The sequence below is a fragment of the Glacieibacterium arshaanense genome, from assembly GCF_004681125.1.
In the GTDB taxonomy this organism is placed as follows: Bacteria; Pseudomonadota; Alphaproteobacteria; order Sphingomonadales; family Sphingomonadaceae; genus Polymorphobacter_A; species Polymorphobacter_A arshaanense.
In genome coordinates this window covers 245,593-257,693 of the sequence record NZ_SIHO01000003.1, presented here as the reverse complement: position 1 = coordinate 257,693, position 12,101 = coordinate 245,593, and the positions used below count along the sequence as shown (strand labels likewise).

Below are 12,101 nucleotides of genomic sequence, written 5' to 3'. Positions count from 1 at the left end.
ATTTCCATCAACTATTGCCAAAATAGGGGGTTCGATCATGAAGCATAATATCCTGATTTCAACGGCCATGGCTGCGGTGACCGCACTGGCCTTCCCGGCGCAGGCGCAAGTCGTCACCGGCACGCTAGGTTCGCCGTCGGCGACGACGACGATCGAGGGCCGGCAACTGCCCAATCCCGATCCGAAATTCGGCGGCGTCATCAAGGACAATGCGCTGGATTCTAAGATCTGGTGGGCACCGCGCATCACGCCGCCTGCGTCCGCGCCCAACGTCCTGCTGATCATCACCGACGATTCTGGCTTCGGCGTGCCGAGCACCTTTGGCGGCGTCATCCCGACACCGACGATGGACCGCATCGCAGCGCAGGGGCTGCGTTACAACCGGGTGTTTTCGACGGCGCTGTGTTCGCCGACGCGCGCTGCGCTGATCACCGGCCGCAACCATCATTCGGCGGGCTTCGGGGTGATTTCGGAGCAGTCGACCGGTTTCCCTGGCTACAACAGCATCATCGCGCAGGACAAGGCCACCATCGGCCGCATCCTTGTCGACAACGGCTATGCCACCGCGTGGTTCGGCAAAGACCATAATGTCCCGGCGTTTGCTGCAAGCCAGGCCGGACCGTTCAACCAGTGGCCGAATGGCATGGGCTTCGAATATTTCTACGGCTTCATCGGTGGCGACGCCAACCAGTGGCAGCCCAACCTGTTCCGCAACACCACGCAGATCTATCCGTTCCTGGGAACCGAGCCCGGCAAGTGGAACCTCGTCACCGCGATGGCCGATGATGCCATCGACTATATGACGCGCATCCACCAGATCGACCCGAGCAAGCCGATCTTCATCAAGTACGCGCCGGGCGCGACACATGCGCCGCACCACCCGACTAAGGAGTGGGTCGACAAGATCAGCGCGATGCACCTGTTCGATGACGGCTACAACAAGCTGCGCGACAAGATTTTCGCCAAGCAGAAGGCGCTAGGCATCATTCCGCAGAACGCGACGCTGGCGCCATGGCCCGAAAAGTTCATCAAGCCATGGGACAAGCTGACCCCGACCGAGCAGAAGCTGTTCATCAAGCAGGTCGAAGTGTTCGCCGCCTATGCCGCTTATAGCGACTATGAAACCGGCCGCGTCGTCGATGCCTTCCAGAAACTTGGAAAACCCGAAAACACGCTGGTCATCTACATCAACGGCGACAACGGCACGAGCGCCGAAGGCGGACCGCTGGGCACACCCAACGAAGTCGCGTTCTTCAACGGGCTGAACGCGATTCCGGCCGAAACGCAGATGAAGTTCTACGACGTCTGGGGTACCGAGGCGACCTACAACCATATGTCAGCGGGCTGGTCCTGGGCGTTCGACACGCCGTTCGACTGGTTCAAGCAGAACGCTTCACGGCTGGGCGGCATCAACCAGAACATGGTGGTGTCATGGCCGGGACGTATCAAGGACAATGGGGCGCTGCGCCAGCAGTTCATCCATGTCATCGACGTCGTGCCGACCATTCTCGAAGCCGCGGGCATCCGCGAGCCCGAATATGTCGACGGCATCAAGCAGAAGCCGATCGAAGGCACCAGCTTCGCCTATACGTTCGATGCGGCGAACGCCAATGTGCCGTCGCGCCACAAGGTACAGTATTTCGAAATGTTCGGGCAGTACGCGCTGTATGACGACGGCTGGCTGCTGAGCACTGCGGTCAACCGCGCGCCATGGGAAGCCTTTGGTGCGGCGAACCCCGATCCGCTCAACAACCAAGTGTTCCAGTTGTACCACCTCGACGAGAACTTCAACCAGACCGACGACATCGCCAAGGCCAACCCGGCCAAGGTTACAGAGATGCGCGCCAAGTTTATGGAAGAAGCCAAGAAGTACCAGGTGCTGCCGATGGATGCTTCGGTCGCCAGCCGCATCGTTGCACCGCGTCCGAACATCACCGCGGGCCGGACAAACTTCGTCTATACGCGGCCGATGGTGGGGCTGCCGCAGGGCGATTCACCCAACATCCTCAACAGTTCGTACACCTTCACTGCCGATATCGAAGTGCCTGCCAGCGGCAGTGCCGACGGGATGATCGTGACGTCGGGCGGTCGCTTCGGCGGCTACGGCTTCTACATCAAGGACGGCAAACCGGTGTTCCTGTGGAACATGGTCGACCTCAACCGCATCAAATGGGCCGGCACCGACGTGCTGACGCCCGGACGCCACGTCATCAGCTTCGAGTTCAAATATGACGGGCTCGGCGTCGGCACACTGGCGTTCAACAACATGAGCGGGCTCGGCCGTCCGGGTACCGGCGTGCTCAAGGTCGATGGCAAGCCCGTGCAGACCGTCACCATGCCCCACACGCTGCCGATGATCCTGCAGTGGGACGAGAGCTTCGATGTCGGTTCGGACACGTTGACCGGCGTCAACGATGCCGATTACCTGCCGCCGTTCAAACTCGGCGCCAAGCTCAACAGCGTGACGCTCAATGTCGATCGTCCGCAGTTGTCGCCTGCCGATATCGAAAAGCTCAAGGCCGGCATGGCGGCGGCGAGCGATGGTGCGGCAGCGCCCAAGCCACACGGCGCGATGCACTAAGCGCACGCGCCACGCCCTCGCCCGACCCGCCGTGGCTCAAGCGGGGACCGGGCGCCAGCGGCCGGCCGACTCCGGTGGGTGTTGGCCGGCCGCTTTGCGTTTAGCGAAAGGGCCTCCGGCGGGCAGACGTGACGCCCGCACCCTGTTGCTGCCAGTGCTGCAAGCGCCGGCGTCGAAAATGGGTCGCGGAAAGCAATCGGGTGCAGGCGTCACGCCTGCCCGCCGGAGGCTCTTGGGTCAGTCCTTCTTGCCGCCGAGTACGCCGCTCAGCCGCTTGAAATAGTTGACCGGGAAGATCCGCACGATCCAGTCGATGACCTTGGCATCGGCGCCAATCAGCACGCGGTGGGTGCCCTTTTCCATGCCGGTGACGATGGTCAGCGCCGCCTGTTCGGGCGTGGTGCGCGCTGCCGCCTCGAAATCCGCGCCTGGGTCGTCGCCCATGACCTGCCCCGGCATGCCGGCGATACGCTTGGCGTTGCGCGCGACGTTGGTCTTGATACCGCCGGGGTGGACGCGGATGACGCGGATGTGCGGATCGGTCATGCCGAGTTCGATGTGCAGCGCCTCGGTTAGCCCGCGTACCGCGAACTTCGAGGCATTGTACGCCGACTGCGTCGGGAAGCCCATCAGCCCGAATACCGAGCTGATGTTGACGATCCATGCGGTGTCGGACTTTTTCAGATGTGGCAGCGCGTGGCGGCACCCAGACACGACGCCATCGAAGTTAACGTTCATCACCAGATCGAAATCATCCTTGGGGCAATCGGCGAACGGCGCCATGACGCTGAGCCCGGCGTTGTTGATGATGCCGTCGAGCTTGCCATAGTCGGCGACAGCGGCATCGATCCACGCCTTGACCGCGGCCTCGTCGCGGACGTCGAGCACGGTCGTTGACTGCGGGTAGTTGCCCAGCATGGCGGCAGTTTCGGCCAGCCCCTTGGCGTCCTTGTCGGCGAGCGCGAGCTTAGCCCCCTTAGATGCCAGCAGCTTCGCCAGTGCCCGCCCGATGCCGCTGCCCGCGCCGGTGACCGCTATGACGCGCCCTTCGAGACTAGCCTGTGCTGCCATGTCGCTCCCCATCTGGCGTGCCACGCGCGCATGATTGCTGGCGCAGCACTGGCAAGACGCGTAGACCAGCAACGAATTTTGGAGAAGTCAGGAAATGGCGAAAGCCGCCACCAAGCGTCCGCCTACGGACTACGTCCCGCCCAAGTCACCGCCGGTGCCGCAGCCCGAAGCCAAGCCGGCCGGCGAAGAACGCGGCGGCCGCGACGGCCTCGACCCGACGCGCTACGGCGATTGGGAACGCAAGGGCATTGCCGTCGATTTCTGACGGACAGCAGAAAGAGCCTCCAGCAGGCAGGCCTCAGGCCTGTACCATAGGTTTGGGGCAGTGCTTACATGACCGTCGCTGGTCGCATTGACGCACCGCAAGACGTTTGGTGCAGGCCCGAGGTCTGCCCGCCGGAGGCCCTTCCCGCACTATCAGCCTTCGCTACGCAGCGGCCGGCTGAGCAACGCACCGATGACAGTATCGACCGCCGCGCCGCCGAGCAGTGTCGCCACACCCGCGCAGATCGGCATTTCGACCCCGGTGGCGGCGGCGGCGGCGAGCAACACGGGTGCGGTCGCGGCACCTTCGGCGACGGTACGCCGGTTGGCGAGGAGGTCGCTGGCGGGTTGGCCTTCGCCGATCGCCACACCCAGGCTCATGTTGCGTGACTGCACCGAGCCGCAGGTCAGCACGAGGTCGCCGAGCCCCGACAGCCCGGTCAGCGTTTCGGCGCGGGCGCCGCGTGCCAGCCCGAAGCGCAGCATTTCAGCGAAGCCGCGCGAGATGATCGCGGCGCGGGCATTCTCGCCGAGCTTGCGCCCGACGACGACGCCGCAGGCAATCGCCAGCACGTTCTTCACTGCGCCGCCGATTTCGGCCCCGGTGACATCATCGGTTAGGTAGGGGCGGAACGCCGGGCGCGCCAGCCGCTTGACCAGCGCTGCACCGACATCCGAATCGGCGCAAGCGAGTGTGATCGCGGTCGGCAGACCGCGCGCGACTTCGCCTGCGAACGTCGGCCCCGACAGCACTGCGACCGGACAACCTGGCGCAACCTCGGCGGCGACTTCGGCCATCAGTGCCAGCGTGCCGGTTTCGATACCCTTGGCGCACAACACCAGTATCGGATGATGCGCGACAGGTGCGGCGGCGAGCACCGTACGCAAATGCTGTGCCGGCGCGACGACCAGCCACACATCGGCTTTGGCCAGCGCCGCCATATCGGCGGTCGCGACAATGCGCGGGTCGAGCGCGACATCGGGCAGGAACAACGGGTTGGCGTGGGTATCGTTGACCGCCGCGACGACTTCGGGCTCACGCGCCCATAGCCGCACATCCTCGCCGCCGCGCGCCATGACTTGCGCCAGGGCCGTGCCCCAGGCACCGCCGCCCAATACTGCAATCATGCCTTCACCCCTGCCCCGCGCACCGCTTCACCATCGGGATCGAGCGGCCAGCGCGGCCGCGCCACCGCGTCGAGCCCATCGACCAGTCCCAGGGCCAGCCGCTCGGCACCGGCCCAGGCGATCATCGCGGCATTGTCGGTGCACAGCCAAAGCGGCGGCGCGACGAACGGCAGCCCGGCGCCGACCGCTATACTGCGCAGTGCATCCCGAATGGCCGAATTTGCGGCGACGCCGCCCGCCACCACCAGCGCCGTCGCTTCGGGCATGACGGCCAGCGCAAGGCGCGTGCGGTCGGTCAGGCAATCGACAACCGCGGCTTGAAAGCTCGCGGCGAGGTCGGCGGAGGCTGGCAACGACTTGTCGGGTGCGGCAGCCCAGGCGCGCAGCACGGCGCTTTTCAGCCCGGCGAAGCTGAAATGCGGTTCGTCGGTGTTGAGCAACGGCCGCGGCAGTTTGTAGGCGAATGGGTTACCAGTTTTCGCGGCGCGCTCGACTGCCGGTCCGCCGGGGAAACCGAGGCCGAGAATCTTGGCAACCTTGTCGAACGCCTCGCCAGCCGCGTCATCGATTGTCGTCGCCAGCCGTCGGTAACGCCCAACGCCGTCGACCGCGAGCAACTGACAATGCCCGCCCGATACCAGCAGCAGCAGATAGGGAAACTGCAGGCCGCTGTCAGCGAGCCGCGGCGACAGCGCATGGCCTTCGAGGTGATTGATGGCCAGCAGCGGCTTGTTCGCGGCAAAGCTCAGCGCCTTGGCAGTGACCAGCCCGACCATGACGCCGCCGATCAGCCCCGGCCCGGCGGTAGAGGCAATCGCATCGACATCGGCGAGCTTGATGCCAGCCTGCGCCAGCACCGCCTCAACCATCGGCGTCAGCCGCTCGACATGCGCGCGCGCGGCGAGTTCGGGGACTACGCCGCCGAACGGCCGGTGCTCTGCATCCTGCGACGCGACCGCCTGCGCAACGATGGTGCGGTCGGCGCGGACCAGTGCCACGGCGGTTTCATCGCAACTCGATTCGATGCCCAGAATGAGCGCGCTCACAGCACCGCCACCAGCTCGAAGCGTTCGCACCACAGCCACATCTCGGTCGCGAAATGGCCGTCGCCTTCGAAAAACTGGCGATGTCCGGCCCGCCATGCGGCAAGCGACCGGTCATCCTCGCCTTCAAGCCAGGCGAATTCGGCGCTGACTTGATCGTACCGGCATTTTTCGAGCGACGACGTCCGCAACACTGCGCGCGGCGTGCGCGCGCCGTCGAGCACCACCCAGCAGGCACCCACCGCGCTGCCCTTTAGCCCTTCGCGGGCATCCCAGCACGTAGCTGTCTTAGTACCCGCCAGCACCAACGCCAGCAGTGCGTCGGCAAGCGCCGGATCTGCCGGGGCAGCAGTATCGCCGAAGGCAAAGCTTGGTAGCGTCGCCCAGTCGGTGGGCGGCGCGTTGCCGGGTGCGCGGGGTGTCGTGTCACTTGCCATTATCCAGCGCGTCTAGCAGAAGGCATGCGATGACTGAAATGCTCAAACTAGGCACACGTGGATCACCGCTGGCGCTGGTGCAGGCGCGGCTGGTGGCCGCAGCTTTGGCGGCTGCGCACGGTTGGCGCGAGGACGCCGTCGAAATCGTCACGGTGGTGACCACCGGCGACCGCGTGCAAGACCGGCCGCTCGCCGAAATTGGCGGCAAGGCGCTTTGGACAAAGGAGCTCGATGCCGCGCTGCTCGATGGCCGTGTCGACCTTGCGGTGCATTCGATGAAGGACGTCGAAACCGAACTCGCGGCGGGCGTGGTGCTCGGGCCGATGCTGCCGCGCGCCGATGTCCGCGACCGGCTGATCGGCGCGACCAGCATCGACGCACTACCGCACAGCGCGCGACTCGGTACGTCGAGCCCGCGCCGCGCCGCGCAGTTGCTGGCGTTGCGCCCCGATTTGCTGGTGTCGATGCTGCGCGGCAATGTCGCGACGCGCCTCGCCCGCGTTGCCAACCGCGATATTGATGCAACACTGCTCGCGGCCGCCGGGCTGGCGCGGCTAGGGCATGATGTCGGCACACCCATCCCCATCGAAACGATGCTGCCGGCGGCGTCGCAGGGCGCCGTGGGCACAACATTGCGCGCCAGGGACACCGCGACCGCCGCGCTGCTCGCCGCGATCGATGATGCACCGACATCACAGGCGGTGCGGCTCGAACGCGACTTGCTCGCCGCGCTAGGCGCCGATTGCCACAGCCCGGTGGCGGCGCTCGCGACAATCGACGGCGCGATGGTGCACATGCGCGCCGAGCTGCTCGCCCCCGACGGGCGCGAGCGCGTCTGCGACAGCTTCGCCGAGCCGCTCGATGCCGCCCCCGCTGCGGTGCGTGCGCTAGCGGCACGGCTGCTCGCCGCGGCCAGTCCCGACCTCGCCGCGCGCTTCAACCACTGACCATGCGCGTTTTGGTGACGCGTCCCGAGCCGGCGGCAAGCGCCACCGCGGTGGCGCTCGCCGGTCTCGGCCATGCGGCGTTGCTGGCACCGCTGCTTGTGACTGCGCCGCGACGCTGGGTTGTACCCGCCCATGGGCCGCAGGCGCTGCTCGTGACCAGCGCCAATGCGGTGCGCCATGGCGGTGAAGCCCTGCTGGCGTACCGCGCGCTGCCCGTTTATGCCGTAGGCTCCACGACTGCTGTGGCGCTGCGCGCTGCCGGGTTCGGCGACGTCTGCGACGGCGGCGGCGATGTTGCGGCGGCGCTGGCGACGGCGGATGCCGCAGGCATCTCCACTTTGTTGCATCTCGCGGGTGCCGACCGGACCCGCGCCCAGCTGCCTGCTGGCATGACGGTCGATGTCCGCATCGTCTATGCTGCACGCCGCGCCCGTACGCTGCCTGATGCGGCGCGCATAGCACTGGCGGCAGGCGAAATCGACGTCGTGCTGCTCTATTCGGCACGCAGCGCGCAGGTATTCGCGGCGCTTGCCGACCGTGCCGGTGTGGCGCGCGGGGCGCTGCACGTCGCGGCGCTCAGCGCCAAAGTCGCCGCCGCTGCGGGCAATGGCTGGCGGCATGTCAGCATCGCCGCGACCCCCAACGAAGCTGCGCTCTTTGCGGCGGCGGGGCTGGTGTGCGACAAGGGCTGACGATGGACCCTACCGACACTGACGCCCCCAGCCTGAGCCGGTCGAGCCTCGACCGCATCAACGCGCTGCGTGAACGCCCACTAGCATCGCCACCACCGCGGTCGCGACCGGTGTTGCCGTGGGTCATCAGCGCGGTGCTGCTAGCGTTTGCACTGGGGCTGATTGCCAACCCGTGGTTCGAAACGCGCATCCGCAGCCAGCTGCCGGGGTTTGCCGCGTCGACACTTCCGACAGTCGCCGATCTCGAAGCCCAGCGTGCCGCAACGCTCAAGATCGAACGTCGTGTCGCCGCACTCGAGGCGCAACCGGAAAAGCCCGCCGCAACGGCAGCATTGGCCGGCGGCGATTTCGGTCAGCTGACGTCGCGCATCGGCACGACCAACGCGCGCATCGATGCGGTCAGCACGCAGGTCTCGATGCTGGCAGCACGCGTCGATGCCAGTGCGGCAGCGACGCAAGCGACGCTCGCCAGCGTCGCGCATGACGCCGAAGCGGCGCAGTCAGTGTTGCTGCTCGGGGTGACGCGCCGCGCGCTCGAAAAGGGCGAAAAGCTCGCGGTTGCAGTGCCGAGTGCCGAGGCGGCGCTGCAGTCGCGTTTCGGTGCTGCGCATGCCGAGCCGCTTGCCGCCGTGCTGGCGCTGGGCGCAGCACCGGTGACGTCGCGCAGCCTGGCGCGCGATCTTGCGCAGCTGGCACCTCGGCTGACCGGCGCTGTCGCGCCCGCCGATGCGAGCTGGTGGGACACGTTCACTAACAGCCTGTCGAGCATCGTCCGCGTCCGCGAAACCGGCAGTGCCGCGACCGACCCAGTCGACCGCGTCGCTGCCGCACAGGCCGCGCTGCTCATCGGCAACGTCGATGGCGCGGTCTTGCAGATTGGCGCGCTGCCCGCCGACAAGCGCCGCATCGCCAGCACTTGGCTGAACAACGCGGGGCGGCTGCGCACCGGCATGCGTGGCTTGGCGGTATTGGAAAGTGCGGCGCTGGCGCCGCTGCCGCCGGTCGCCCCCAAGGGCTGATCGAGGCGTCAGGCCGAATAGGCGCGGACGCGGCGCGGCACCAGGGTTAGCGCAGCGCCGGGCAGCAATCCCGTGGGCGGCTCGATCGTCGTCATTTCGATTAATGCGCCGGTTTCAGTCAGGCAATCGAGCGCCGCCATCGGGCCGGTGCGCGTCAGCCGGCGTAGCGTCACCGGTACACCGGGCTGGCCGGCAGCGGCAACATCGAATTCATGTGGTCGGATGAACGCGACGCCAAGGCCATCGCTGGCTGGTGGCGCAGTGTTTTCGATACGGTGGCCGCCGATTTCGACCGCGCCGTTCGCAATCGTGCAATCGAGCTTGTTGGCATTACCGAGGAAGTCGCAGACGAAGGCGCTCGCCGGGCGGTTATAGACCGCGTCGGGCGTGTCGATCTGCTCGATGACGCCGTGGTTCATCACAACCACGCGGTCGGCAAGGTCGAGCGCCTCTTCCTGGTCGTGCGTGACGAACACCGACGTCAGCTTCATCGTCTGGTGGACTTCGCGCAGCCAGCGTCGCAGGTCCTTGCGCACCTTGGCATCGAGCGCCCCGAACGGTTCGTCGAGCAGCAGGATGTTGGGATTGACCGCAAGCGCTCGGGCGAGTGCCACCCGCTGGCGCTGACCGCCCGACAACTGGCTCGGGTAGCGGTCGCCGAGGTGGCCGAGTTGGACGAGGCTGAGCAGTTCATCGACTCGCGCGCTGATCCTTGCCGGCGTCGGCCGCTCGTTGCGGGGTTTGACCGTCAGCCCGAAGCCGACGTTTTCGGCGACCGTCATGTGGCGGAACAGCGCATAGTGCTGGAACACGAAGCCGACAGCGCGCTCGCGCGTCGGCCGCGTCGAGACATCGACGCCGTCGAACCGGATGCTGCCGCTGTCAGGGAATTCGAGCCCCGCCATGATGCGCAGAAGCGTCGTCTTGCCCGATCCCGACGGTCCGAGCAGCGCGAGGAACTCGCCCGGCTGAGCTTCGAGGCTGACGTCATTGAGCGCGGTGAACGCGCCGAAATGCTTGACGATGTTATGGGCTGAAACCGTCATGTTTTCCTCAATGACCGCTGACGTGCAGCTGGTCGCGGTAGCGCCATTCGAGCAGCGTCTTGATCGCCAGCGTCACCAGCGCGAGCCCGGCGAGCAGTGTGGCTACCGCGAACGCCGCGACGAAGTTGTATTCGTTGTACAGGATTTCGATGTGCAGCGGCATGGTGTTGGTCAGCCCGCGAATATGCCCCGATACCACCGAAACCGCGCCGAATTCACCCATCGCGCGGGCATTGCACAGCAGCACGCCGTAAAGCAGCCCCCAACGGATATTGGGCAAGGTGACGCGCGTAAACGTCTGCCAGCCGCCGGCGCCGAGTGAAATTGCGGCTTCCTCGTCCTCTCGGCCCTGCTCCTGCATAAGCGGGATGAGCTCGCGCGCTACGAACGGAAAAGTCACGAACATCGTCGCGAGCACAATGCCAGGGACCGCGAAGATGATCTGCCAGTCATGAGCCTGCAGCCATGGCCCAAGCCAGCCCTGCAGGCCGAAGACCAGCACATAGACGAGCCCTGACACCACCGGCGACACCGAAAACGGCAGGTCGATCAGCGTGATCAGCAGCGATTTGTAGCGGAACTCGAACTTGGTGATCGCCCAGGCGGCGCTAATGCCGAAGACGATGTTGAGCGGCACCGCGATAGACGCCACTAGTAACGTCAGCTTCATTGCGGCAATGGCATCGGGCTCGACGATGCCCGCAACATAGGCGTCCCAGCCCTTGCGGAAGGCTTCGAAGAACACTGCCGCCAGCGGCAGCGCGAGGTTCAGCACCAGGAAGCCAAGCGCCAGCCCGATCAACAGCCAACGCATCCAGCGCGGCTCGGTGGTGGAAACGCTGCGACTCATGCGGCCATCCTGCGCCGGCTCCAGCCCTGCAACAGGTTGATCGCGAATAGCATTGCGAAGGACGCCAGCAACATCGTCACGGCAATCGCTGTCGCACCCGGGACATTATATTGTTCGAGTTGCATGACGATGAGCAGCGGCGCGATTTCGGACTTGTACGGCATGTTCCCGGCGATGAATATCACCGAGCCATATTCACCAACCGCGCGCGCAAACGCCAGTGCGAAGCCCGTCGCCAGCGCCGGCAGGATCGCCGGCCAGATGACGCGCGCAAAGGTCTGCCAGCGCCCGGCGCCGAGGCTGGCGGCGGCCTCCTCGACTTCGGGGCCAAGGTCGGCGAGCACCGGCTCGACCGTCCGCACCACGAACGGCAGCCCGATGAAGGTCAGCGCCACGACGACGCCAAGCGGCTGGAACGCCACCTTGATGCCGTACGGGGCGAGCAATGAGCCGATCCAGCCGTTGGGCGCATAAAGCGCGGTCAATGCAATACCTGCCACCGCCGTCGGCAGCGCAAACGGCAGGTCGACTAGCGCATTGACCAGGCGTTTGCCGGGAAATTCGTAGCGCACCAGCACCCAGGCGACGATCAACCCGAACACGGCGTTGATCGTAGCGGCGATGGCAGCAGCACCGAAGCTCAGGCGGTAGGCATAGAGCGCGCGCTTCGACAGCGCGACTTCGGCGAAGGCTTCGAAGCCCATCCCGGCGGACTTGATGAATACCGCCGATAGCGGGATGAGCACGATGACGCTGAGGTAGAAGACGGTAAAGCCCATTGTCAGCCCGAAACCGGGCATGATCGAGCGTTCGACCATGCCGCGCGGCGCGCGCGCGCGCGCTGTTTGAAGCGCCACGGCCGTCAAAGTTTGCCCCTAATTGCCACGCGCACCGGCCTCGGCCGAGCGCAGCACGAACATTGAACCTCGGCGCATCGCAGCCCTTCCGAATCGGCACCCCATGATGGCGTTACCTAAGCCCAGCGAGTTGCTGGGCAATAGCGAAATGCTTGGCCGGCCCCAA

General features: G+C 65.9%; 12 protein-coding genes. 5 read left to right on the top strand and 7 right to left on the bottom strand.

The features are described 5' to 3' along the window. The first annotated feature begins 37 nt into the window (after positions 1–37). Complete coding sequence (locus EUV02_RS13220; protein ID WP_135246762.1) at positions 38–2,581, top strand: arylsulfatase; 2,544 nt, start codon at positions 38–40, stop codon at positions 2,579–2,581. Positions 2,582–2,818: 237 nt separating this feature from the next. On the opposite strand, the gene EUV02_RS13215 is transcribed toward EUV02_RS13220, so the two are convergent. After that, entirely contained in the window at positions 2,819–3,652 is an 834-nt protein-coding gene (locus EUV02_RS13215; RefSeq protein ID WP_135246761.1) for an SDR family NAD(P)-dependent oxidoreductase, read from the bottom strand. 94 nt (positions 3,653–3,746) lie between these two features. Here EUV02_RS13215 and EUV02_RS13210 point away from each other — a divergent pair, with 94 nt between their 5' ends. After that, the gene (locus EUV02_RS13210; protein ID WP_135246760.1) at positions 3,747–3,917 is read left to right on the top strand and encodes a DUF1674 domain-containing protein; all 171 of its coding nucleotides are present in this window, start codon (positions 3,747–3,749) and stop codon (positions 3,915–3,917) included. Between the two features lie 152 nt (positions 3,918–4,069). Here EUV02_RS13210 and EUV02_RS13205 read toward each other — a convergent pair whose 3' ends face one another. From EUV02_RS13205 to EUV02_RS13195, 3 genes are read right to left on the bottom strand one after another with little or no spacing between them, the layout of a single operon-like run. Beyond that, positions 4,070–5,044 (bottom strand): NAD(P)H-dependent glycerol-3-phosphate dehydrogenase, encoded by a 975-nt coding sequence (locus EUV02_RS13205; protein WP_135246759.1) that lies wholly within the window; start codon positions 5,042–5,044, stop codon positions 4,070–4,072. Beyond that, positions 5,041–6,090 carry a tRNA (adenosine(37)-N6)-threonylcarbamoyltransferase complex transferase subunit TsaD gene (gene tsaD, locus EUV02_RS13200; protein WP_243445909.1) on the bottom strand — a complete coding sequence of 350 codons (1,050 nt, stop codon included), beginning with the start codon at positions 6,088–6,090 and terminating at the stop codon, positions 5,041–5,043. Before tsaD ends, EUV02_RS13205 begins: the two co-directional genes overlap by 4 nt. Beyond that, complete coding sequence (locus EUV02_RS13195; RefSeq protein ID WP_135246757.1) at positions 6,087–6,524, bottom strand: ASCH domain-containing protein; 438 nt, start codon at positions 6,522–6,524, stop codon at positions 6,087–6,089. Before EUV02_RS13195 ends, tsaD begins: the two co-directional genes overlap by 4 nt. A gap of 29 nt (positions 6,525–6,553) precedes the next feature. Between EUV02_RS13195 and hemC the strand changes: the two genes are divergently transcribed. From hemC to EUV02_RS13180, 3 genes are read left to right on the top strand one after another with little or no spacing between them, the layout of a single operon-like run. Continuing rightward, positions 6,554–7,471, top strand: a complete 918-nt coding sequence (gene hemC / locus EUV02_RS13190) for a hydroxymethylbilane synthase (RefSeq protein WP_135246756.1) — start codon at positions 6,554–6,556, stop codon at positions 7,469–7,471. Positions 7,472–7,473: 2 nt separating this feature from the next. Then, positions 7,474–8,163, top strand: coding sequence for a uroporphyrinogen-III synthase (locus EUV02_RS13185; RefSeq protein WP_135246755.1), 690 nt, complete (start codon positions 7,474–7,476; stop codon positions 8,161–8,163). Positions 8,164–8,165: 2 nt separating this feature from the next. Next, positions 8,166–9,182, top strand: coding sequence for a hypothetical protein (locus EUV02_RS13180; RefSeq protein WP_135246754.1), 1,017 nt, complete (start codon positions 8,166–8,168; stop codon positions 9,180–9,182). An 8-nt stretch (positions 9,183–9,190) separates the two neighbouring features. Here the strand turns inward: EUV02_RS13180 and EUV02_RS13175 are convergent, their stop codons facing one another. Genes EUV02_RS13175 through cysT form a run of 3 tightly spaced genes read right to left on the bottom strand, consistent with a single transcriptional unit; the run spans position 9,191 to position 11,935 of the window. Continuing rightward, on the bottom strand, positions 9,191–10,228 hold the full coding sequence (locus EUV02_RS13175; RefSeq protein ID WP_135246753.1) for a sulfate/molybdate ABC transporter ATP-binding protein: 1,038 nt from the start codon (positions 10,226–10,228) through the stop codon (positions 9,191–9,193). A gap of 7 nt (positions 10,229–10,235) precedes the next feature. Beyond that, positions 10,236–11,078 carry a sulfate ABC transporter permease subunit CysW gene (gene cysW / locus EUV02_RS13170; RefSeq protein ID WP_135246752.1) on the bottom strand — a complete coding sequence of 281 codons (843 nt, stop codon included), beginning with the start codon at positions 11,076–11,078 and terminating at the stop codon, positions 10,236–10,238. Next, positions 11,075–11,935, bottom strand: coding sequence for a sulfate ABC transporter permease subunit CysT (gene cysT / locus EUV02_RS13165; RefSeq protein ID WP_243445908.1), 861 nt, complete (start codon positions 11,933–11,935; stop codon positions 11,075–11,077). The genes cysW and cysT overlap by 4 nt, the downstream gene beginning before the upstream one ends. Positions 11,936–12,101 lie beyond the last annotated feature (166 nt).